General features: G+C 61.9%; 17 protein-coding genes. 6 read left to right on the top strand and 11 right to left on the bottom strand.

All coding sequences use genetic code 11. The features are described 5' to 3' along the window. Positions 1 to 89 precede the first annotated feature (89 nt). Both sake_RS10995 and sake_RS10990 read left to right on the top strand, forming a co-directional pair. Positions 90 to 1160 (top strand): FUSC family protein, encoded by a 1071-nt coding sequence (locus tag sake_RS10995; protein WP_129360481.1) that lies wholly within the window; start codon positions 90 to 92, stop codon positions 1158 to 1160. Next, complete coding sequence (locus sake_RS10990; protein WP_178946038.1) at positions 1157 to 3466, top strand: ABC transporter permease; 2310 nt, start codon at positions 1157 to 1159, stop codon at positions 3464 to 3466. Before sake_RS10995 ends, sake_RS10990 begins: the two co-directional genes overlap by 4 nt. Here the strand turns inward: sake_RS10990 and sake_RS10985 are convergent, their stop codons facing one another. From sake_RS10985 to sake_RS10950, 8 genes are all read right to left on the bottom strand, one after another. Beyond that, on the bottom strand, positions 3467 to 3973 hold the full coding sequence (locus tag sake_RS10985) for an SRPBCC domain-containing protein (RefSeq protein WP_129661194.1): 507 nt from the start codon (positions 3971 to 3973) through the stop codon (positions 3467 to 3469). Positions 3974 to 3985: 12 nt separating this feature from the next. Continuing rightward, on the bottom strand, positions 3986 to 5287 hold the full coding sequence (tgt, locus tag sake_RS10980) for a tRNA guanosine(34) transglycosylase Tgt (protein WP_129360484.1): 1302 nt from the start codon (positions 5285 to 5287) through the stop codon (positions 3986 to 3988). Between the two features lie 28 nt (positions 5288 to 5315). After that, complete coding sequence (locus sake_RS10975; RefSeq protein ID WP_129360485.1) at positions 5316 to 6170, bottom strand: SDR family NAD(P)-dependent oxidoreductase; 855 nt, start codon at positions 6168 to 6170, stop codon at positions 5316 to 5318. Further along, complete coding sequence (locus sake_RS10970) at positions 6170 to 6715, bottom strand: NUDIX hydrolase family protein (protein ID WP_129360486.1); 546 nt, start codon at positions 6713 to 6715, stop codon at positions 6170 to 6172. Before sake_RS10970 ends, sake_RS10975 begins: the two co-directional genes overlap by 1 nt. Positions 6716 to 6903: 188 nt before the next feature. Then, positions 6904 to 8172 (bottom strand): glycoside hydrolase family 76 protein, encoded by a 1269-nt coding sequence (locus sake_RS10965; protein WP_178946037.1) that lies wholly within the window; start codon positions 8170 to 8172, stop codon positions 6904 to 6906. Positions 8173 to 8201: 29 nt separating this feature from the next. Further along, positions 8202 to 9035, bottom strand: a complete 834-nt coding sequence (locus sake_RS10960) for a pseudouridine synthase (protein ID WP_238147690.1) — start codon at positions 9033 to 9035, stop codon at positions 8202 to 8204. A gap of 183 nt (positions 9036 to 9218) precedes the next feature. Beyond that, entirely contained in the window at positions 9219 to 10016 is a 798-nt protein-coding gene (locus sake_RS10955; RefSeq protein ID WP_129360489.1) for a carbon-nitrogen hydrolase family protein, read from the bottom strand. Positions 10017 to 10109: 93 nt separating this feature from the next. After that, complete coding sequence (locus sake_RS10950) at positions 10110 to 11630, bottom strand: amino acid permease (protein ID WP_178946036.1); 1521 nt, start codon at positions 11628 to 11630, stop codon at positions 10110 to 10112. A 340-nt stretch (positions 11631 to 11970) separates the two neighbouring features. Between sake_RS10950 and sake_RS10945 the strand changes: the two genes are divergently transcribed. Then, positions 11971 to 13998 carry an acetoacetate--CoA ligase gene (locus sake_RS10945; protein WP_178946035.1) on the top strand — a complete coding sequence of 676 codons (2028 nt, stop codon included), beginning with the start codon at positions 11971 to 11973 and terminating at the stop codon, positions 13996 to 13998. 94 nt (positions 13999 to 14092) lie between these two features. Here sake_RS10945 and sake_RS10940 read toward each other — a convergent pair whose 3' ends face one another. Beyond that, complete coding sequence (locus tag sake_RS10940; protein WP_178946034.1) at positions 14093 to 19222, bottom strand: DEAD/DEAH box helicase; 5130 nt, start codon at positions 19220 to 19222, stop codon at positions 14093 to 14095. Between the two features lie 107 nt (positions 19223 to 19329). On the opposite strand from sake_RS10940, the gene sake_RS10935 reads away from it, so the two are divergent. Both sake_RS10935 and sake_RS10930 read left to right on the top strand, forming a co-directional pair. Further along, positions 19330 to 20583 carry a cytosine permease gene (locus tag sake_RS10935; RefSeq protein ID WP_129360493.1) on the top strand — a complete coding sequence of 418 codons (1254 nt, stop codon included), beginning with the start codon at positions 19330 to 19332 and terminating at the stop codon, positions 20581 to 20583. Between the two features lie 118 nt (positions 20584 to 20701). Beyond that, on the top strand, positions 20702 to 21304 hold the full coding sequence (locus sake_RS10930; protein ID WP_129360494.1) for a malonic semialdehyde reductase: 603 nt from the start codon (positions 20702 to 20704) through the stop codon (positions 21302 to 21304). Positions 21305 to 21316: 12 nt separating this feature from the next. On the opposite strand, the gene sake_RS10925 is transcribed toward sake_RS10930, so the two are convergent. Continuing rightward, positions 21317 to 22117: a DUF4232 domain-containing protein gene (locus sake_RS10925; RefSeq protein ID WP_129360495.1), complete on the bottom strand. Its 801-nt coding sequence runs from the start codon at positions 22115 to 22117 to the stop codon at positions 21317 to 21319. An 89-nt stretch (positions 22118 to 22206) separates the two neighbouring features. After that, positions 22207 to 22530: a 2Fe-2S iron-sulfur cluster-binding protein gene (locus tag sake_RS10920; protein ID WP_129360496.1), complete on the bottom strand. Its 324-nt coding sequence runs from the start codon at positions 22528 to 22530 to the stop codon at positions 22207 to 22209. A 161-nt stretch (positions 22531 to 22691) separates the two neighbouring features. Between sake_RS10920 and sake_RS10915 the strand changes: the two genes are divergently transcribed. Next, positions 22692 to 23927 carry an NgoMIV family type II restriction endonuclease gene (locus sake_RS10915; protein WP_129360497.1) on the top strand — a complete coding sequence of 412 codons (1236 nt, stop codon included), beginning with the start codon at positions 22692 to 22694 and terminating at the stop codon, positions 23925 to 23927. Positions 23928 to 24030: the final 103 nt, after the last annotated feature.

The following is a 24030-nucleotide window of genomic DNA, read 5'->3' as shown; positions in this document are numbered from 1 at the left end:
CGTCCGGCGACAGGCCCGTTGCTTCCCAGTTCGACCCTTCGGGTCGTCCACGACCACCGTTTTCAACCCCTTGAGGAGCCCATCTCACAGTGACCAACGGCCATTTGCGCGAGATCATTTCGTTCGCCCCCTCGACCTCGGATCACATTCCGGCGATGCGAATTGCAGCAAGCGTGGCTGTTCCACTGGTGGTACTGCTTCTCGTAGGGCGTGTCGATCTCACGATTTACGCGTCATTCGGTGCGTTCACTTCGCTCTACGCGCGTCAGGAACCCTTCTGGGATCGTTTCCGCCACCAATGCGAGGCCGCGGCCCTGCTGATCGGGTCGATTGCCGTCGGCCTTGCGCTCGCCTCTATACAACCTGGCCCATGGGTCGTGATTGTGGTTTGTGCGTTGGTCGGCGGCTTGTGCGCCATGGCGTGCTTGATCCTCACCCTGCGGCCGCCCGGAGGGTTGTTCTTCATCTTCGCTTCGGGCGCAGTGGGTTCGATGCCGACGACGCCGCCCGTGCTTTTGGCACTTCTCGCCGCGGTCGGCGCGGCGATGTGGTCCATTCTCGCCGGCATGGCCGGTACTTTCCTGGGCGAAGGACGTCGAGGGCCCGTGGCCCCCGTTCCCACGCACCACGGCCAGACCACGCCGCAGGTTTTCCGGCGTGGCCTGCTCTTTTTCTGCGCTGCAGCCATCGCGGGGATCCTGGGGGAACTCTCGGGGCTGACCCACGCATATTGGGCGATGGTTGCCGCAGTGGCACCCATCGCTGCCCCGAGCGTGACGGCCCGTTTGCACAAATGCGTCCAGCGCATCATCGGGACGTTCGGCGGCATCCTGATCACGGCCTTCCTGCTGTCGACGGGACTGCAGCAATGGCATATGGCCGTGTATGTGGTGGTTTTCCAGTTCCTGGCCGAGGCGTTTGTCATGAGGAATTATGCGTTTGCGATGCTTTTCGTGACGCCTTTGGCTCTCATGATGGTTCAAATGGGCCACCCTGCCTCGCCCACGGAAATCCTGACCGCGCGCATGGCAGAAACCGCCATCGGCGCGGCCGTCGGATTCGTTCTCATCCTGGTCACTCGCACTCCGGCCGAGCGCGCTGCTGACACGCAGGCCATGCCGATTCTCCGTAGTAGCCAACGCAAGAAGAAGGTCTCATGACATCCCGACGCAGACGCCTCAACGCAGGCGGATTGAGAAAAGGTGCCTCCAAGGTCCTGAAGTTCTCGATTGTCCTGCCGTTGTTCATGACCATCATGTTTCCGCTGGTCTACGGGTTCAGCATGCATTCGCCGTCCCCGCACGGTCTCAAAGTCGCGGTCATTGGTTCGGATGCGAAGACAGAACAGATGGCGACCAAGCTCAATGCGACCGCGGGGGCCTCCTACGAGGTCTCAGCGGTCGGCTCGGTGGATGAGGCCAAGGAGCAGATCCAGTCCCTTCAGATCCGCGCCGCGTGGGATCCGCAGACCAATACCGAGTACGTCGCCACCATGGGCGCATCCACTGCCGCTCAATTCGCGGAAGCGTATTTCACCAAGGCGGCGCCGCAGGTTCTGACACAGTCGGGCCAATATGACAGCCCCAAGGATGTTCCGGAGCCCACGGTCCAGGACCTGGTCCCACCTCCGCCGAATGACGGGATGGGGACATCGTTGATGTTCATGGGCCTCCCAGTCCTTTTGGCGAGCTTCATGGCGGCAGTCGGGCTGAGAAGCAACCTGGCCAAGCTCAGCGCCAAGGTTTCGATCTCGATCATGGGGATCATGGCGTTGTTCATCGCTACGGTTCCGATGTTCATCGCTTACGCAATTCATGGGGCATTCACCGAGCATGGGCTCCCGGTATACTGCTTGCTCGCGTTCATGTCCTTCACGGTCATGCTCTTCCACACCGGCGGGCTCAGACTCATCGGGCTGTACATGGCCCTGCCGACGATGTTCCTCTTGGTGCTTCTCGGGATACCCGCCTCCGGCGCGGGTATGGCTATCGAGCTGGTTCCACCAGTATTTCAGGGGTTGCACAAGATCCTGCCCACTCCTGCACTGATGGAAGCCTTACGGCGGATTCTCTACTTCCCGAATGCGCCGTTGAGCAGTTACATCATCACGTTGATGTTCTGGTTCTTCCTCGCGCTGATTCTGCTGGCGGTCTCTTTCCTGAAAAAGCCCCGGCCGTCGGACCCGGACGCTCTCGACTTCGAGCAGAAGAGCGACAGCGAGATTCCGGCAGGGGTTTCCCGCCACGTCAGCCGCGGCTATTCTTCACCAGGATTCCGTTACTACTTCGGTAGCCGTCGTTCGGTCAGCGAAGAGCAGATGCAGAACCGCCGAGGACTGATCCATGCGTTCAAGCTGCCCGTCATCGTTCTGATAGCTCTGCCTCTCATGTATATCGGTTTGGTGCACGCACCCTCGCCGAATCATATGAAGCTCGACGTCGTCGTGGCCGACCAGTCATCCGAAGCGCTGGCCCAAACCATGAAGCAGCTGCCAACTGATCAGTACGAGGTCAATACGGTCCACGACGCCGACGAGGCGCGTCAGGACGTCAAGGAGAACAAAGCCCGCGCGGCATTCGTGCCCGCTTCGGCAGCAGGGGATGTTTCAGAACGGAACGATCCTGCCTCGTCGGTGTTGTATGTGGCCACCGGAAACGGTATGCAAGCTGAGACAACCGTCAAAAAACTCTTCGGAACTCTCGCCAACGGTCAGCAGATGCAACAGGTGGACTTGGCCCCGACGAGCGATAACGACAAATTCGGCATGTCGATGATGTACCTCGGAATGGGCGGAATAGTCGGTTCCAACTTGGCCGGAATGATGATCGGGCTGGTCGGGCGCGGGTGGCACTGGTTCAGGCGCGTCGCGTGGGTCATCGGCGTGGCCGCGGCGAACACGTTCCTGCAATACGTGATCTCGGTGCACGTGGTTCATTTCCTGGATCCTGGTGCACCGTGGACCGTTTGGGGAATACTGTTCCTGACCTCGCTGACCATCCAGTTCTTCACGCTCGGTGGGGCGCTTTTCCTTCGAAATTCCGTGATGCTGATATCGCTGCCGCTGTTCATCATGTGTGGCGTGCCCAGCTCCGGCCTGCTCCTGCCCTTGGATATGGCCCCACCGATCTACACGGTGCTCAATCATGTGGTGCCCAGTTCCGCTGCTCTCGGCGCGATCCGTCTCCAGGTGTATCTGCCGGACGCCTCGATCAGGGGCGACATCATCTTGGAGCTTGTCTGGCTCGTCATCGGGGTACTGCTCTACACCGGGGGACACCTGTACGTGCAGCACTTGAAACGGAAGAACGCCGCGGTAGAGCTGGCCGAAGCGCAACAATATGAGGATGAGGACCCCGGCGATTTCGAAGGGAGGGTCCTTACCGGAACCGAGAATCCGGAGACGCGTCAGTTGCGCGCGGTCCGGGCCGGCCACCGTCGGCCCTCGGGCGGTCGGGGGAGCGACTAGCTAGTTCGCGGCGCGGACCGTACGCTCCTGGACTATCGCGTGAGCCAACTCGGCGAGAGCCGAGCGCCATCCGGCGACAACGGTTGCGTGGACCTCTCGCGGCAATGGACCCTGACTCACGACGACACGTGTACCCTCGGTCCCGTCAACTTCGCGCGAGAGGAATTCGATTCTATGGAGCACGGTCGCGTCCGTGGCTTCGCCGTCGGGACCGGGAAGAGACTCCCGATGCTCGATGAGCTCACCTTCGACGACGCTGACGAACGTGGAATACAGCGGAACTGCCTGGTTGGGCTGTGCGTGGTTGACCATGGCCAAGCGAAAAGTACCGCCTGGTCTCGGTTCGAGCGAAATCGTGTGGACCGGCACGATCCAGCCTTCCGGTCCGTACCAGCCCGCGAGGCGGAGCGGGTCGATGAAGGCACCGAAAACGTCCTGGGGCGGAGCCGGTACATCGTGGGAGACGGAAACGATTTGGTCCTTCGGGACCGTGGTCAAAATGCTCAATTCTTGGCCTTTCTACGCATAGTAACGACCCAGGAACTCGTCACGATACTGGAAGTATTCGCCCGAGGCGATGGTCTCCCGAGCGGTATCGACCATACGGACGATGAAACGCTCATTGTGAATTGAGGCCAGCGTGGCCGCGAGGCGTTCCTTGGCCTTAAAGAGATGATGCAGATACGCCTTGGTGTAGTTCGCACAGGTATAGCAGTCGCACCCGTCGTAGATCGGTGTGAAGTCCTTCTTGAACCTGGCGTTGGACACGTTGAAGCGGCCATCCGGAGAGTAGACCGCAGCAGTACGCGCGACCCGCGTCGGTGAAACACAATCGAAGGTATCGGCGCCATTTTCAATCGCCACGAAGATGTCATCGGGTTCCGAGATTCCGAGCAGGTGCCGCGGTTTGTTCTCGGGGAGTTCTTCGTTGCACCAGCGCACAATGGTTCCCAGATTCTCTTTTTCCAAAGCGCCTCCGAGGCCGAAGCCGTCGAAATCCATGTCGCCGAGGTCTCGACATGCTTTGCGTCGGAGATCCTCGTACTGGGCTCCTTGGATCACCCCGAACAGGGCCTGATACGGCTTGTCGGCACGCTCAACGGTGAGTCGTTGATGCTCCGCGATGCACCGCAACGCCCAGAGACGGGTTCTTTCCAGCGCTTCTTCCTGGTATCCGCGCGAGTTGTAGAGCGTGGTTAGCTCGTCGAAGGCAAACATGACGTCGGCGCCGAGCTGATGCTGGACGCCCATAGAAACTTCCGGCGTGAAACGGTGGAGGTCACCATTGAGATGAGATTTGAAGGTCACGCCGTCCTCGTCGACGTGGGCCATCCGTTCCTTGCCGGAGGCGACGTCGTCGTCCCCAACAGGGCGTCCGTCGGCCCCGATGGTTCCCGCGACGGTTCCCATGTCGATGACCTTCTTGAACCCGGAGCCAAGGGACATGACCTGGAAACCGCCCGAATCGGTGAACGTGGGTCCGCCCCAATTCATGAACGCACCCAGACCGCCCGCGGCGTCGAGCACGTCTGGGCCGGGCTGGAGAAAGAGGTGGTAAGCGTTGGCCAGGAGCGCCTGGGCCCCGAGCTGCTTCATTTCCTCGGGAAGAACAGCCTTGACGGTTGCTTTGGTCCCGACCGGAATGAAGGCGGGGGTCTGGATTTGGCCGTGCGGCGTCGTCATCACGCCCGTTCGTCCCAGGAACTCGCCGCCGTTATTACGGTCAAGAGCGGCCGAGGACGCGTCGTCGCCCGCCGTATCGTTCAGGCGCGAGCCGATGTCGAAGCGAAAATTGGGATTGGGAAATTCAGTGTTGGACACCCGACCTATCCTAGATGGTCCGAGTGAATCACGATTCCAGGCCGGGAAGGTCCGAGATCATGCGTTCGGAAGCCTGCCACAGCTTGTGGCCCATGAGCGGGTCCTGGGCAGTGCGTGCCATGGTCGCGGGCTTGCGTTTGGCGAAATAACCGCCCGAACCGAATTCTTCGCCCGGAACCGCTTCGGCCAGCCACACGAGAGTATCGGAACCCTGCTCCGGGCCGGCGAGGAGCTTTTGCATGGGCCCCTGATACAGGGCACCAACTCCCGCGCCGGACGAATCCCTGGAAAAGTTGCTGCTGATCACGCCCGGGTGGAAGGACGCCGATGCCAGCCCGAGGTGGTTGTAGCGCCGCGACAGTTCCTGTGCATGCAACAAATCCGCGAGTTTGGCGTTTCCGTACGCGATACGGGGATCGTAGCGTTTTTCGGAATCCAAATCTTCGAGGGAAAAGCGGGCCATGATCCTATGCGCGAACGACGAAGTGTTGACGACGGTCGCTTTCGAAGCCAGGAGCCGACCCATGAGCAACTGTGTGAGGTAGAACTGCGCCAGGTAATTGACCTGGAAGGTCATCTCATGCCCGTCAGTGGTGACCCAGCGTCCTTTGCCGAAGATCCCGCCCGCATTGTTGGCCAAGACATCGATGCGGTCCGTCGACTCCGCGATGTCCGAAGCCAACGAGTGAACCTGTGCCAGATCGGAGAAATCCGCGAGAAAGTATCGGGCACCGATCTCTTCGGCTACTGCGCGAGTCTTCTCCCCCGAACGCCCGACAACGATCACCTCGTGACCGTCATGGCTGAGCCGCCGCGCGGCAGAGGCACCGATACCGTCGGAAGCCCCAGTGATGACGATCGTTTTTCGACTGGTGTCCTGCATCAGCAGCGTCCCCATCCGGCGTAGGCCAGGGCACGTCTGACGAGGTCCCCGCTTCCGCCCTCGAACTCTTCTTGGACTTCGTCCCGAAGGACTTCTTCCGGTGTGAGCCAGGAAAGTTGCAGGGCATCCTGGCGGGGCTCGCAATCGCCGTTGACGGGTATCACGTAGCACAGGGCGACGGCGTGCTGCCTGTCGTCTGTCAGCCCTGACTGGGAAGGATGTGGGAAGTATTCGGCAATAGTGAAGGGGTTCAGCGACGGAGGCAACTGCGGCATGGCCAATTGTCCGAGGTCCTTTTCGAGGTGGCGGAGCAATGCCGCTCGCACCGTCTCCCGATAGTGAACCCTCCCCGAAACGAAGGATCTGATCATATTTCCCTCGTCGTTAGGGCGCAAAAGCAGACCGATCTCGCTGACACATCCCAAGGGATCCAGGGTCACAGGGATTGCCTGGACGTACACCATCGGCAATTGTTGGCGGGCCTGTGCAAGCTCTTCATCCGAAAGCCAGCCGGGCGTGGGGTCCGGGGTGCGTACTCTGCTCATGTTTCGGTTCTATCTCACCGAATGGCGTGCTGCCTAGTCATCAGGGGTTTTCAAGGCGGGGTTCGGCTACCCGCTGAACTGTGATCGGAGCTCCTGGCTGATCCCCGGCCGCCTAGTCGCCCATGAGGCACCGGTTTGGGGTGGGAATCGGTGCGTCATCGGCAACTCGACGACCGCGAGGTGACGTATCAGGCCAAGCGGTACGCGGCTTCGAGAATGGTCCATGCCTGGATCTGGGAGCTGAGTTCCACCTTCGCCCCGGCACCGAGTGTCTCGGAGCTGTGCCGGGAAGCATCGGGGGAGAAGAGGACCACGGAATCACCGCGAATTTCATTCACGTCCACGCCGGGCTCGTTGAGCGGGAGGTCGGGGTCGTATTCGCGGCGCCCGGCCCAGAGGAGTTCGGCCGTCGCAATGATGACCTCGCGGACAGCGTGCCGAACCTTGGGATCTATCCGGGCGTCTTCAGCGGCGTCGGCAAGGTACCGGGCCAAAATACCGGCGAACAGGCCGCCGTCGCCTGTCCCGCGTGTATCGAGGATACGGAATTGAGTGTTTTCCGCTTCGTGCGTCGCGGTGAAACGATCGAGGACGATGCGCACAATGTCCTCCACATGCCGTACGTCTCCGCCCGAAACCTCCAAATGGGCGCCGATCGCGAGCCCTTGGTTGTAGGGGAAAGCGGCTTCTTCGACGACGCGTTCGTATGAGCCGTCCCTCTGGAGCACGCGCTTGATCCCGTCCAGGTAGCCCTTGTCCGAAGACCACAGGTTTTCCCGGAACCATCCGATCAACTGTGCAGCCGCTTTGTGGTCCCCTGCCCGGGCCAGAGCGATCGCGATGGGGCCGGATGCCGGGAGGTTCTTGAAGTCTTCCGCCTTGGACCAGAAGGCCCCGCCGCCGAGATCCTCCGTGACTGCCTGACGGAGCTGCGGATAGAGAATCCGGCCCACCTCCTGTGCCGGATCCGATCCGGCCCCCAGTACCTCGCGTGACAAGGTATTGAGACGGTGAGCGGCGAGGACGAGCCACGCCATGTCGTCGTAGTACGAATTGACGTACGTGCCAAAATTGTGGATCCGAATGCCACGGAGCAGCCGGTGGCATTGGTCGATCACACGTTTGGCCTCGGTCTTCTGACCATTGTGGAATGCGCGCTCGCCGGAATCGACGAAGGCGTCCAGAAGTTGGGCCTGCCACCAATAGTTCCAATCGGTCACCCTTTTCGTGAATCCCTTGGCCGGAGGCAAGGAAGGTTCCCCGATCAGGGTTCCGGGAACCCCCATGAGACGGTGCACGAACAAACGGTTGACGGAATATGAGGCACGTTCGGCCCGCTTTGCACGCTCGATTCGGTCTTTTTGCGTTGCAGTGAGGACCTGATTATGGGATGCCGTGGTTGCTCGACGGCGTTCGTTGCTCGAATTCTGCGTGGTCGGGCTGTTCTCGTAGCTCATGGTCTCTCCCGGTCGATAGTGGTTTCGATTCAGTGGGAATCAGCGATCGTACTGACATCCAGCGTACGGTCTGAGCGGATGCGAAGGTACTCCTGAGTGAACGGGTTCTTGAGGAGCACTTCGCGGGCGAGCAACCGAAGGTTCCCGATGGGCTGCCTCAGCTCGTCCTCATGGACGCGCGGGTACAGAGGGTCGCCGTAGATCGGTCTGCCCAACGAGTTCATATGAACGCGTATCTGGTGCGTTTTCCCGGACAGCGGATTGGCGCCGTACAGTCCCCAGCCCGTTTCCTCGATTTCCTTCAGAAGCACGACGCCGGTGAGGGCATTCGGGGCACCGGGAACCTCGCGTGCTTGGAGAGAAGAGGCGTCCTTGACGATGCGGGAGCGCATGACCCGTGGTTCAGCCGGATAGACCGGGAGATCCGGTGGACCGGCGTCGGGAGTCAGTGGAGTCAGCGGAGCGATGAGCTCGTACGTTTTGGAAACCCGTTGGAGTTCGAACAACGCCTGGAGCGGACCACGCGCCTCACGGGTCTTTGCGAAGAGAAGGACTCCGGCCGTCAACCGGTCGAGCCGGTGGACCGGGGAGAGCAATTCATTGTCCGTTTCGACCCGCAATTTCGTGACCGCGGTCTGTCGGACGAATGAACCGCGCGGAGTCACGGGCAGGGAATGAGGCTTGTCGACGGCGAGTATGTATTCGTCCTCGTAGAGAACCGGCAGGTCCGAAGGCAATTCCGGTTCATCGGGCAGCGGTCGGAAGACCCACACGTGACTACCTGGCCGGAAGGCCGCGCGGACGTCCAACGGCTTTCCCTCAGGGTCCAAGACGTCGCCCCGTGCGAAGATCTCGTCCGTCACCTTCGGATCGTGCGGCGGGAAGCGTGCGGTGAGGAATGCGGAGATCGTCGGGAATTCACCGTCGCCCGGAAGTCTGACGCGGGTAGGTGAAACACCATTGCGGGCAGGAACGGGACAAGATGGTCTCGGTCGACGGGACATGAGCCAGTTTTCTGTAGTCGGCGGGATCCGGTGCTCGCCGGATCAAGTCGTGTAGAGGTCGGGGCGCCGGTCGTTCAGGTAGGGGTTCTCCTCCCGGGAGGCCCGGACGCGTTTCGGGTCGAGCTCCGCGAAAAGAAGTTCCGGTTCTTCGCCCGCCATCGTCAGGATTTCGCCGTCAGGAGCGGTCACGCTGCTTCGACCCACGTAGGTGAGGTCCCCTTCGGTGCCCACATGGTTTGCGTAGGCAACGTAGATCTGGGATTCCCACGCACGGGAGGGGATCGTGCGTTCCGCGATGAATGCATACGGTGCCATCTGCGCGGTCGGGACCAGGACGACGTCGGCCCCTTGCAGAGCGAGGGAACGCACACTTTCCGGGAACTCGACGTCGTAGCAGATCAGCATTCCGAGCTTGAGGCCCTCGAAATCAATGATGGGAGAGGGAACTGAACCCGCACTGAACATCGAGCGGTCGAGCTCGCCGAACAGGTGAGTCTTGTCGTATCGGGCCATTTGCTGACCTTGGCGGTCGAAGATCGCGACGCTGTTGACGATGCCCTCGTCCGTGGTGAGGGGCAAGCCGGCGGCAATCGCGACGCCCGTTTCCCGGGCGACCTCCGCGACGGACTCGGTCAAGGGGAGAGCGGTCAGGGCCGACAGCTGACTGCCGATGTTGTATCCGGTCACGAACATTTCGGGAGTGAGGAGCAAAGCTGCGCCGGCTTGGGCTGCATGTTCTGCTGCCTCGCGGAGTTCCTGCAGATTCGCCTCGACGTCGCCCGGTGAGCCTTCGGTCTGGAGGAGCGCGATGCGTACGGGTTGTGAATCGGAGGTAGTCATGAAACCACGGTATCTCGTGGACCGATAGAAGGGCGACGGCGCGCAACCGGCCGGACCGATCGCGCGCCGTCGTCAGGGGGCGTGGAGACCTAGTCAGGAGACCGGCGTCGAGGAGTCGCTCGACGCCGGCTCGGGCGGTGCCTCGTGACGGAGCCGGCTGTGGTGACGGGAATACGCGAAGTACACCACGATCCCGATGGCAAGCCAGACGACGAAGCGGATCCAGGTTTCCAGGGGCAGGTTCATCATGAGGTAGAAGCACACGAGGGCGGAGATGATCGGCAGAACCGGCACAAAAGGAACCTTGAACGAGCGTTTCAGATCAGGCCGATTTTTCCGCAAAATGATCACGCCCACCGAAACCAGAACAAAGGCCGAAAGCGTGCCGATGTTGACGAGATCCGCGAGCTTGGACAGCGGAACAAAAGCGGCGAGCAGCGCAATGGCGAGACCGGCGAGGACCGTGAACCGGTACGGAGTCTTGAATTTCGGGTGAGTCTTTCCCAAGGCCTTTGGCAGGAGATTATCCCGCGACATCGAGAAGCCAACGCGGGTTTGGCCCAAGAACAAGATCATGGTCACCACGATCAAACCGATGCAGGCGCCCACGGCAATGATGTTTCCCATGATTGGAAGACCGCTGTGGGTGAATGCGGTCGCGAGCGGGGCGCCGTCGTCCGGATCGATGTCTTTGTAGTTCTGCATTCCGGTGATGACTAGCGAGACTCCGGCATAGAGGACGGTCACGATAGCCAATGAACCGAAGATGCCAACCGGGAGGTTCTTCTGAGGATTACGGGTCTCCTCGGCGGTAGTGGCGACGATGTCGAAGCCGATGAACGCGAAGAACACCATGGCCGCGGCCGCGAACACGCCTCCGATTCCGAAGACGCTGGGGGCGATGCCGAAGACCGTCTGGACGAGGGGCAGCGTCAGAGCGCTACCCTCGGATCCACTGGCTCCCTGAGCCGGAGGAATGAAAGGAACCCAGTTGGAGACTTTGACGAAAAAGATACCGACGATGATGACCGCCAGAACGACGAGCAGTTTGATACCGGTGACTACCTGATTCAACCGGCTGGAGAGTTTGACCCCGGTGATCAGGACGACGGTCAGGGCCGCAACCAGCAGGAATGCCGGTAGGTTGATCCATCCTGTTTCCACGGAAGCGATCGCGTCCGGAATTGCGAAGGGAGTATCGGCCAGGAGAACGCCGAGATACTGGCTGAACGATGTGGCCAAGGCCGCCGCACCGACGGTGAATTCGAGGATCAGGTCCCAGCCGATGATCCATGCGGCCAATTCACCCAGCGTGGCGTAGGTGAAGGTATAGGCGGATCCCGCAACCGGGACGGTCGAGGCGAGTTCGGCGTAACACATGGCCGCCAAACCGCAGGCAACGCCCGCGATGAGGAATGAGAGAACTATAGCGGGGCCGGCGTTGGTGGCCGCGGCGTGTCCGGTCAGAACGAAGATGCCCGCACCGATGCAGACGCCGACGCCGAACACGACAAGATCAAGCGAACCGAGATTTTTCTTGAGCTGATGCTCGGGCTCTTCGGTGTCCCGGATGCTCTGCTCAACGGACTTGGTGCGGAAAAGTCCAGAGGCCATGATGGCTCCTTAACGGAAAGTAAGGCCGGTAATAGTGATGTCTGAGCGTACTCTGCAGATAGCCGCTTTGGGGCGGATTCTCAATATTTGAAACTGGGTACTGAAGGTCTGGCGATTGATCGGAGGAAGTCAGAGGGATGTTTTGCCCGCACAATGAACGCTTCCTCCGGTCGCGATGCTCCAGGGCTAGTCTTGAAGTGATGACCTGCACACCGTGGTTGATGCCGCGAGCCTCTGGTAGGGCGATCCGACGGCTCGAACGTACCGGAACTCTGCCGTGTCACTGCACGTTGAGCGCAGGTACCGGCACGACCGAAAGTCCAACTAAGGAGAAGGCACGATGCCCATCGAACCTGGAGGCCAGCAGCCCGAACCTCTCAAAACCCGCACACGCCTCTGGAGCCCATCCCAGGAATCGATAGAACGGTCCCGGATGTACGCCTTCGCTCGGTGGGCTGAACGGAAGCACGGGGTTGACCTGCCCCATTACCAGGCACTCCATAAGTGGTCGACCGAGCATCTCGAGGACTTTTGGTCCGATATCTGGGAATACTTCGGCGTGGTCTCCTCGGAGCAATCGGACCGAGTCTTGACGACTCGCGAGATGCCTGGTGCCCAATGGTTCCCAGGAGCCAAACTCAACTACGCCGAGAATTCGTTGCGCGCAGCGAAGAGCCGACCGGACGACGTCGCGATCGTTGGCGAACACGAGTCCGCCCCGCGCACCGAGCTCACCTGGAGAGACTTCGAGGCACAGGTGGCATCGGTTGCGCAGAGACTTCGCGATCTCGGTGTTGAACCCGGGGATCGCGTGGCAGCGGTGCTCCCCAATATTCCCGAGACCGTGGTGGCGCTGATGGCTACCGCCTCAGTCGGCGCGATCTGGTCGGTCGTCAATACGGATTTCGGTCCCCAAGGCGTGGCGGACCGTTTTGCGCAGATCGAACCTAAGATCCTGTTCACCGTGGATGGCTACGACTATAACGGCACGATGCGGGACACGACGGGCACGATCGAGCCACTGCGTCAGCTCTTGCCGACGGTCGAACACGTCATCGTCGTCGACCAAAGTTCCCCAACGGACGTGGGCGCCGTGCCCCAGGACGTGCTCCGCTACTCCGAGATCATCACGGCGTCGGCCGAGCCCCATTATGAACAGGTCCCCTTCGACCATCCCCTGTGGATCCTGTACTCCTCCGGCACCACGGGCAAACCCAAAGGGATAGTGCACTCACACGGTGGCGTGACCCTCGAATTCATGAAGGCACTGGGGCTGCACGCAGGCGTCGGTCCCGGGGACATCGTCTACATTGCGGTCGCAACGACGTGGATGATGTGGAACCTGCACATGGGAAACCTCCTGGTCGGAAGTGCGATTCTGGTCTATGACGGCTCTCCCACTTTCGAGGGGCCGGACAAGTCTTTGGAACTCGTGGCACGTAACAGGGTCACTTTCTTCGGAACCGGCGCAGGCGTGCTGAGCATGGCGCATCGGGCGGGCGTCTACCCCAACACGAAATACGACTTTTCGGCCCTCAACGGAATCCTTGTCACCGGCTCGCCGCTTCCCGACCCCACATGGGACTGGGTGTACGAGGCCGTCAGCGACGACGTCAGGCTGGGGTCCGACTCCGGCGGAACCGATGTGACCAGCGCTTTCGTCGGCAGTAATCCGTATATGGACGTGTATCGCGGTGAAATCATGGGCCCGTACCTCGGCATCGCGGCAGAAGCCTGGAACTCGGGAGGTGAAAGGGTGTGGAACGAGGTGGGAGAACTCGTGATCACACTGCCGATGCCCAGTATGCCGATCTGTTTCTGGAACGACGCCGACGGTACTCGATACCGTGACGCCTACTTTGATCTTTTCCCTGGAACCTGGAGGCAGGGGGACTGGACCACGCAGATGCCGGACGGACGAATGATCATCCACGGCCGGTCCGATTCGACGATTAATCGCGGCGGCATCCGGATGGGCTCCGCGGACATTACCGACGTCGTGGATCAGGTCGACGGCGTCGAGGCGTCGATGGTCATCGGCGCGGAACTGGCCGGTGGGGACTACTACATGCCCTTGTTCGTGGTGCCTCAACCGGGAAAGAAACTCACGGATGAGCTCAAAGCGAGCATCGTGGACGCCATTCGGACTCGGGTCTCTCCGCGCTACGTGCCCGATGAGTTCATCGAAGCCCCAGCGGTCCCCAGGACGCGCACCGGGAAACTGATGGAGATTCCGGTGAAAAAGCTTTTCCAGGGGGCGGACGCCGACACATTGAACCGGTCTAGTGCGGAAAATGAAGACGTCCTCGACTGGTACGCCGCCGCAGCCCGGATTTTCCGCGCAAGCCAAGACGACGTCGCGCAGTGATGTGACAACATTGTGCGGTATTCCGTGTGAATATTGCGCTCAGTCGCCACCCAACGGGCAACTCGGCCCCGGCCCGTGCAAAATTGCCACGTTGTCACTTTCGCATCCGGATCCCGCGGGGCGTCGTATAGAAACCCGCGGAAACCAGCCCGTCCCTGAGAATAGCGATCGGAGCGCGCTCGCCGCCATCGCCGGTGGTTCCCCGCTCGAGGATTGACACCCCATTGATCTTCTCGACAATGAGTTTGTCCACCGCCCCGACTCGCACAGCGGAAGCCACCGCGGGACCGGCAAGCTCCATGTCCGTGGGATCGGCAGAGAATGCAAGCATGGTTTTTCCTCCGCGCTCGACGTACAAGACCGGCCTGCCGTCTACCAGAACGATCAGGGAACCGGCCTTCCTGCCCGGGCGGGCGAGACGAGAATCCTCGTCAGCAGTCGCTTCACGGCCGAGAAGCCGTGGCGCGGGAACCGCCTCGGGCCATGCCAATGCCGCGCCATAGGCATTGGCCGGATCGCTGGCCGCCAGCGCCACCACTTCCGGGGCCCTCGGCTCAGAGGTTGAGCCCTCGAGCTGCTCGTCGATCGTCGAGGACCGCAGAAGATCCACGGTGGAAGGTGCGGCGAATTGAGCACCGCCGAGACCCTCGATGAAGTATCCGCGCCGGGCTTCGCCTTGGTCTTCTTGGGCGGTCAGTATCTGGTACACGGCGGCGAAACCACCTGGCGTCTCTTCTTGGGCCACTGCCCCACGGGTCAGAATGCCGTACCGGTCGAGCATCAGTTGCGCCATGGCGACCGCACGGACCGTCGTGTCCAGCGGCTCCTCATCGAGGAATGAGCTGACCCGCGACCACCGACCGCTCAACTCGCGTTCCCGTTGGGGGCTCAACCCGGACATACTTGCGGCAGACTCCGCGGATTCTCCTGTTGCGAGTCCAAGCCCAATACGCGACGGATCGGCGTGAGTCCGGCTTCCCAACCTGGCCGAGGTGATGCGGCCTGCTCCGCGTCGTCCACGAGATCTGGACCGTCCCGGTGCCTTGGGCCTCGAATGTGCGGACTTCCCTCCGTCCAAGAACGCGCGAAGGGGCCCCGCGGTGTCGTTGGTGACCAATCCGGCCCAGGCGAGTTCCCACAGCGCATCGCCTGCCGTACCGACGGTCATCCCGGCGCGCATCGCAATTCTCGGGGCGAAATCGGCGCCGTCCCCCATGGCATCGAAGACCTTGCGCGCGTCCTCGCTCAGGTCTTCGAGCCGGGTAGGGGGCTCCGCCGGAACGGTGAGATCCGCGGACTCGGCCAAGTGCAAGCTGACCCATCCGTCCTGGCCTGGAATCGTGCCCGAGCCCGTCCACAACACGTCACCACGGGACATCGCCTCGTCGAGCATCTGGGACTGGTAACCGCGAATGCGGGCAGGCAAAACGAGGGTCTCCAACGCGGAGGCCGGGACCGGGAAGCCGGCAAGCTGGTCGATGACGCTCAGAAGGCCGTCCGAATCGTCCACGCGCGGATCGTCGCTGGCCCCTTCGGCTCGCACGTGTTGCCACGCCGGCAGAAAACGAGCGTATGTCGCCGCATCCACTGGCTCGATCTGCGAGCGCAATTTGGCCAGAGAACGCCGGCGAATCGTACGGAGCACACTTGCGTCGCACCATTCGACCGCTTGCTCGCCGCCTGCCCGCTCGTTCGCCATCTCCGGCGGCAGGAAACGGCCTTGTGCGACGCGCCGGTCGGTGGACAGCCGCGTCAGAGTCGTCTCGATCACCGCGGGGCCGAGCCCGAGCGACTGCGCAGCCTGGGAGGTGGTGAACGGGCCATGGGTTCGTGCGAAGCGGGAGACCAAGTCACCCAGTGGATCCGCGACGGGCTCAATGAAAGCGTGAGGAATTCCCATCGGCAGAGGTGTGCCGAGACCATCGCGCAAGCGGGCGGCGTCTTCTACTGCGGCGATCTTATCGGCTCCGGCGACGCGGGTCCTGTACGCACGATTCGCTCGGAACAATTCTTGAGCGAAAACTTCGGTGTCCTCCCCGTCTTCGAGGCGCGCGGCCGCCTCCTCCACGGTGAGAGGCCCGAGTATCCGGAGCAGGTCCGCAAGGCCCTCGGGTCCATGCATCTGCCGGCCTTCGGCCAGCCGCTGAAGCTGTGTTTCGGTCTCCCGAATCACCTCGGGATCCAGGAGCTCGCGCAACTCGTCCCGGCCCAGCAATTCGGAGAGCAACGTCGGGTCGAGGGACAACGCGGCGGCCTTGCGCTCGGCGAGCGGCGCATCCGTGTTGTACAGGAATTGTCCGACGTAGCCGAAGAGCAGAGTCTTGGCGAAGGGCGAGGGTTCCGGGGTCTCGAGTTCTCGGACGGTAATGCGCTTGGACTCGATGCTCTCGTGAATTCGACGCAGAGCCGGAAGATCGTAGACGTCCTGGAGGCACTCGCGCACAGTTTCCAGGATGATCGGGAAGTTCGGGTGCTTGCGGGCGACGTCGAGCAATTGGGCCGATCGTTGCCTCTGTTGCCACAGCGGTGTCCTCTTGCCAGGGTCACGGCGCGGAAGCAACAAAGCGCGCGCTGAGCATTCGCGGAAGCGCGAGGCAAATAATGCCGATGATCCGACCTGCTCGGTCACGATCGCCTCGATCTCCTCCGGTTCGAACATGAACAAGTCCGCACCGGGAGGGTCCTCTTCCATCGCGGGGATGCGCAGAACGATGCCGTCATCGGATGCCATCGCGGAACCGTCCAAACCGTAGAGCTCGTCGATCCGGGCTCCGACGGCGAGCGCCCAGGGGGCATGGACCGGCATGCCGTAAGGGGAATGCAGGATGACCCGCCAGTCGCCCAGTTCGTCACGGAAACGTTCGACGACCATGGTTTTCTCGCTCGGAACCTGGCCGGTCGCGACCCGCTGTTCGTCCACGTAGGCACACAGATTGTCGACGGCCCATTCGTCCAGCCCAGCAGACGTCAGGCGTTCTCGAACTGTTTCGACGCCCTCATCGCCTTCGGCAAGAGACGTCGCCACTTCACGCGTGAATTGTCCGGTAGCTTCCCCTAGATCTACGGGTCGCCCTGGCCCGTCGCCGTGCCAGAACGGCAATTTGCCGACCTGACCGGGGGCCGGAGTCACGTTGACCCGGTCGTGGGTGATTTCCTCGATGCGCCAACTGGTCGCACCGAGGGCTATGACGTCCCCGGACCGAGATTCGTAGACCATTTCTTCGTCGAGTTCGCCCACGCGTTTGGGGCCCCGGTCCTGCTCGTCGGAGCCAACGATGTAGACCGGGTACAGGCCACGGTCCGGGATCGTGCCTCCTGAGGTGACGGCGACGCGTTGGGCGCCCGGACGCGGCTCGAGGGTTCCTGCGTCTCGATCCCAGACCAACCGTGGGCGGAGCTCCGCGAACTCATCGGACGGGTATTTTCCGGCCAACAGGTCGAGGACGGCATCGAAGGCGGATCGTGGAAGAGCCGCGAAGGGCGCGGTGTGCCGGACCGCTTCGAACCATGCCTCCACGTCGATGGGCCCTAACGCGCACGCCGCAACGGTCTGCTGCGCCAACACGTCCAGAGGGTTGGCCGGAATGTGCAGTGTCTCGATGGCCCCGGACCGCATGCGTTCAACGGTGACGGCCGACGAGAGCAGATCACCTCGGTGTTTGGGATACATCACCGCGCGTGAGGTCTCGCCGACTTGGTGGCCTGCGCGCCCAACCCGCTGCAGTCCGCTGGCCACACTCGGTGGAGACTCAACCTGAATGACCAGGTCGACCGCGCCCATGTCGATGCCAAGCTCGAGGGAACTCGTCGCGACAACGCAACGGAGGCGGCCTGACTTCAGGGCGTCCTCGATCAGAGCCCGTTGGTCCTTGGATACGGACCCGTGGTGTGCGCGGGCCAATTCGGAGGCAGCTGTGCCGGAATTCAGGTGGTTAAGAGCCGGAGGGGCATATGGAATTTCGACTCCGCCCGCAAGGCTTCCCGGAACATCGTCTTGTGGGTCCTCGATGGGGGAGAAACCAGCATCATTCGCGGTCGGTGCAACGTTGCCACGTTGTTCCTCGCGAAATGCGTGTACCTCGTTGAGTCGCGAGGTGAGCCTTTCCGCCAACCCTCGTGAATTGGCGAAGACAATGGTCGAGCGGTTCGCTTCCACCAAGTCGACAATTCGTTCTTCAACGTGCGGCCAGATCGAGGCGACCACGGTGTGCGGTGTTTCCTGGGGGAGTGGATACGACGATGCAGGCGCGTGCTCATGGTGCTTGGAGTCCTGCGTCAGAGGGGACTTCAGGTCCAGGCCGAGGGCGTCCTCCAGGGTCGCAGTACCCGAAGATGCCGAGCCGGCGCTGACCCCGGAGCGCTGTTCGGGCAGGTCGGTGCGGGGGACCGGGGTCGTCAGATTGGACATGTCCGGTACCGGGACGGAAACCGTAAGTTCCCAGTTCTTCTCGGTCTCGGGACGGACGACGGTCACGGGTGCGGTGCCGCCGAGGAAACGAGCGACAGTGTCCACGGGCTCGACCGTCGCGGAGAGCCCGATCCGCTGTGCCGGTTGGGGGAGTATCTGGTCCAGTCGTTCCAAAGAAACTGACAGGTGGGCACCTCGCTTGGTGCCGGCAACGGCGTGGACCTCGTCCACGATCACGGTGTCCACCTGGGACAAAGTCGACCTCGCCTTGGAGGTCAGCATCAGGTAGAGCGACTCCGGCGTGGTGATCAGGATGTCCGGAGGGTCCGTGACCAGGCGCCGCCTCTCACGAGCCGGGGTGTCACCCGAGCGGACCCCAACGGAGAGTTCGCGTGGTTCCGTGCCGTGGAATCTCGCGGTTTGGGAGATGCCGACCAAAGGAGAGCGCAGGTTCCGTTCCACATCGACGCCGAGGGCTTTGAGTGGCGAGATGTAGAGAACCTTGGTGTGATTGGTGGCTTTCTTCCTCCGTTCCGCGGCTCGTCGGCCGGGGAATTCGGGTGGGCCGTGAGGCCCCGTCGGACTGGGGGCTGACTCATCGGTGGAATCCGCACCGGTGTCGGTATGGAGGAGACGATCGAGAGCCCACAGGAACGCGGCGAGGGTTTTGCCGGATCCGGTGGGAGCCACAACGAGCGCATGCCGACCTTGGGCAATCGCATCCCAGGCACCGTCTTGTGCCGAAGTCGGGCGCTGGAATGCGCCGGTGAACCACTCGCGGGTTGCGGGACTGAAACGTTCGATTGCCGAGGGCATACCTCCCATTGTGCCGTGTCCTGCCTTCCCTCGCTCCAGGTACCCTGGACCACCGTGCAGTGTGTTTCTCTCATTGATATGTCACAGGAGATCAGGTGAAGGTTGGAGTGAAAACTCAGAGCGAGGATCGACCTGGTTTTCTTCGCAGCGGTGGCACTTGGCTTGCGGCCAACCTCGTGGTCACCACAATGTTGACGGGAACACTCTTCGTACCGTCCCTGGCCTACGGAACCTCGCTCGTGCTGATCGTCGCCGGGACTCTGCTGGGCGGTATCGTGCTGATTCTGGTCGGCAACATCGGTACTCGTACACGACGAGGGACCATGGAACTGACGGAGGCTCCCTTCGGCCGGGCCGGGAGCGTCGTTCCCAAGGTCGCCAACATTCTGGTGCTCATGGGATGGAGTTGGGTTCAAGCGATGTTGGCGGGCGTCACCGTCAACACGTTGGTCTCCAGCGCTACGGGATGGTCGAACCCAGTCCTTTTCTCTGTGGCTTCCGAACTGTTGGTCGTGATCCTGGCCGTCTTCGGACATGCCGGAATCTCCCGCATCGAGCCGTGGTTGGCCTTGGTCATTCTTGCGTGCATGGCTTGGATATTCTGGCAGTGTCTGGGGGAGGGTCAGGCTTCGCAGTATCTCGCGAGTCCCCCCGCGGAAGGAGCGTATACACCGTCGTTGGCCTTCGATGCCGTCTTCGCCACGGCGATTTCGTGGACGGTTCTCTCCGCGGACCTGAACCGGTACGGTCGATCCCAGCGAGGGACCATGTCGGGCACGTTCTTGGGATACACGGCGTCGACGATCCTCGCGATGGCGATGGGAGCCACGGCTACCATGGCGATTCTTGATCAGGGCGGCTCGGTGGTGGACTTCAACCCGCAACCGCTCGTCAACAGCTTCGGATGGCCCATCGCTGCCACAGTGTTTCTTTCTGTCATGGCAACCAACACCATGGTTGTCTATGGGATGGTCACTTCCGTTTCGAGTCTCTTCCCGGCGGCGGGTAAGCGGTACGGGAGAACCGTCGCGGTGGTCGGCGGGATCTCTATTCTGGGAGCCACCCAAATTGCCCTGTTGTCCTATTTCACCGATTTTCTGCTGGTTATCGGGGCGTTTTTCGTCCCCGTCTTCGCGATTATGATCTGCGATTATTACCTGAAGAACAAGGCTCACTACGCAGAAGGTGCGGCTATGCCGGCCTTCGGCCTGCCTGCGCTCTTGGCATGGACCGTGGGCGCATTGACCTCGTGGTGGTTCGCATATGTGGTCTCGATTCCCCTTGGCGCAACCCTGACGGCCTTCGTCGTGACTTTCGTGGTGTACGCAGTGGTGGCTCGTCGCCCGAGGGCGAGGCTTTAGCGAGTTGCATCACACTTGCCGCTGGACGCGCTTCTCAAGGAATAAGCATTTGAAGGAGTCCGTTTACACGTAAAGCAACGGCACTCGTCCGGTGCCGCTCCGAGACGAAGGAATACGCATGATCGACACCATTACCCAGTCGCAGTTGACCGACGAGGATCTTCACCTGCTCTTCAACTCTCGCACTGTCAGCGAGTTCGAGGACATCGAGGTCACCGAGGACCAGAAGCGCGCCATTTACGAGCTGGCGAAGATGGGCCCCACGGCTTTCAACTCCCAGCCTCTTCACGTGGTGTGGGTTGAGCGCGGGGCAGGGCGGGAACGTTTGGTCTCGCACATGATGCCCGGCAATCAGCCGAAGACCGAGGCTGCCCCGTTGGTCGCGATCTTGGCCGTCGACAAGAATTGGCACCACAAATTCGAGCACTTCCTGCCGGCTCGTCCGCAGATGGGTCAGATGTACCTGGACAATCCGGAGCTCGCAGAGACTACCGGGCGCGACAACGCATTCATCCAGGTGGGCTACTTCGTCATGGCCGTACGGGCCTTGGGCCTCGCAGCGGGCCCGATGACAGGGTTCGACACCGCCGGCGTGGACGAGGACCTGCTCGCCGGAATGGACCTGAGCTCGCTTGTGGTCGTGAATATTGGTAAGGGTGTCGACCCTTCATATGATCGTTCCCCGCGGTACTCCTACGAGGAATCCACGACGACCCTCTAGCGGAATCTCCGCTCAGCTCTGGACGCCGACCTTGCTCACGGACAGTTGCTGAACCGAACCATTGGCGCACGCCGACATCGGGAAGCTGACATCTAATACTTGTTCGCTTCCCGGTGCGGTGATGCGCAGGCCGGAAGCATTGGTTTTCTCGCATGTCTGCCCGTAGAGATCCGCCTGAGTGCTGCGCAGGGCAGCCGAGGTCGAGTCTCCGGGATTCAGGGTTGCCCCGTTGCCGGGAAGTTCCGTGGCCTGCATCGCCGCGGCACCGATCGTCTGTCCGGAACCGTCGACGAAGTTTACGCTGGGATATCCGGACATCTTGCATGCGTCCGATCCGGAATTGGTGAACGTCACGGTGTAATTTGTGGATCCGGCCGCGCCGCCGGAAGCCTCGACGGCGACCTTGAGTGCACCGTCAGCGCAAGAAGCACTTTTCGCGCCCGGTGGATTCGTGGGGCTCTGGGAAGAAGCCTCTGACGAGGGGGTCTGCTCCGTCGGCGTGGGCTCGCTCGGCTGAGCTTCCGACGGTGCCTGGGACGAGGTGCCCGAAGGCTCTTGTGTCGGAGACTGCTCGGTGACGGTCGGCGTGGGTGCGGGCGTCGAGGAGCCGGGCTCAGGGTTGGATTTGGCAGAGGTTGCGGAGGGCGACGGGGCGGGGCTTGACGTCGACGATGATGCGGAATCGGAAGACGACGCGGATTCGTGCTGCCCTTGGGAGTCGCCAGAAGAACACGCGCTAGCTCCGAGGAGCAATGCCGCGAAGGCTACCCCCGTGAGCGACGTTCGAAAGCGTCGAGTGGTGTCATGAGCCATGGCATTAGATTATGCGTATTAACAGAGCGGTTCCACCGCTTCCACCGAATGTGGCGTTCGACAAGATGACGCCGCAAGAGCCACCTAGGCTACATCCCGGGCTTGAGAGTCACCGTTGCGCCGTCGAGCTCGTCCTTGTATTCGGTCTGGCATGCCAGCCGCGAGTAGTCGTTCGCGACGTCGTCGATCATCTCGAGCAGGTCTTCTTCCGCTTCCGTGCGTTCGTCGCCGCCGGCTTCGAAGTGTTCGGGGTCCATGAAGGTATGGCAGGTTGCGCACGATGCGTTTCCGCCGCACGTGGCCAGAACCGGATACTGGTTCTTGTGCAGGCATTCGAGGAGTGTCTGGTTGTCCTTCCACTCCACTTCCTGAGCCTCTCCGGACTCATCGACCACGGTGATATTGATGCTCATTGCTCTCCAGGTTGGATCGAAAATCTCTTTCGAAACAGTCTAGGTGGGGCTCCGGTGTCGGCGTAAACGACTCTTCACAAGGAGTGACCGGAAACATAGCGCGACCCGAGTACGCGACTTCTCCAGTAACCTGGCGACTGATCCGATCTTCAGGAGGTCGCATGAGTCCCAAGCATCCGCACGACGAACCGGAAGAACAGTTCCTGTTCTCCCTCGACCTGACCGAATTCGAGGAATCCGGGAAGGCGGGCCGTCGCTCGGGCGGCATGCGGACTCAGCCTGGTGCATCCGGTGTGGCGGGCGGAAAAACCGCCCGGAAGGTCGTCGAAGAAGCGAATCGACGGACCACAGGGGACCACGTCAGCGCCTCGGGAGCGGAGGGTGCAGAAGCGCCGGCAGGCCCGGCCTCGACCTCCGCGAGCATCGCCGCCACTGCCGGGCCGCCGAATCTGGACGAGGCGAAGGCGGAGATGACCCGAGCTGAGGTCGCCGCCTTCCACCGGTCCAAGCCCGAGTACCTTCTGGATCGTGCTCGTCGGGTTTTCCACCGGGTGCTGCTGGACGAGCGCGTGCTGGTCCTGAACCCGGCGAGCGGTGTTCCTTCCAACGCGGACAAGGACTCCCCTTCGAGCATCCGGTACGCACGCTTCGTGGCCGACGGCATCGGTGGCGTGCCCGAGATCTCGCGCGCACCCGGCAAAGGCGTCAGCCGGAATTTCGAGCGGGCCGTGGCCGCGTATCTCAAGTCGGTCACGCAGGCGCTCGACGCCGTGAGGCCGGGCGACTGGGTCGTGCGACGCCTCGGGGACCGCGAGGAGTGGACCGGTATAGAGGACGCTTCCGAAATCTTCGAGCAGTACGACCACTTGCCCGGAATGCGCGAGTCCATCCTCGGGCGTCGCGACCTCCGGGCTCTCATGGGTCACGACGCCGAGATCATGGCCCCCGATGTCGTCATCGCACGTCACCCCGTCTCGGATTCGGAGCTCAACGGTTCGGCTCGACTGGTGGATCCGATGGGACCGCTGGCCTCCTCGAGTCCCTTGCGGTCCGCCGTCCAGTCCAAACTGCTTTTGCACGCCGTGGTCTCCTGCAAGTGGACGCTCCGCAGTGACCGTGCCGAACAGATAAAGGCCGAAGCCCGTCACCTCATCCGGAACCGTCGGGGCCGTATCCCCCACCTGGTGCTGGTCACGGGGGAGCCGATGCCTTCACGCATCGCCTCGGTGGCCCTCGGCACGGGGGACCTGGACTGCGTCTACCACTTCGCGCTGCACGAATTGTTGGATGCGATCGACCCCGAGACCGACCCGGCCGGCGCCGAGCTCCTTCACACGATGGTTCAAGGCCGGCGACTCCGCGACATCTCGGATCTCCCGCTCGATCTGGCGATTTGACCGAACTAATCTGGCCGGTCCCCGTTCGTGGATTCGATCGGGCCATGCTCCCGATTCGGACTGACCGGATTCGGTCGATGCTCCACGCTCTTCTGCGGCTATG

Source organism: Kocuria sp. TGY1127_2 (assembly GCF_013394385.1).
Lineage (GTDB): Bacteria > Actinomycetota > Actinomycetes > Actinomycetales > Micrococcaceae > Rothia.
Note: the sequence above shows the minus strand (reverse complement) of the source record. Positions and strands in the feature narration are given on the sequence as shown.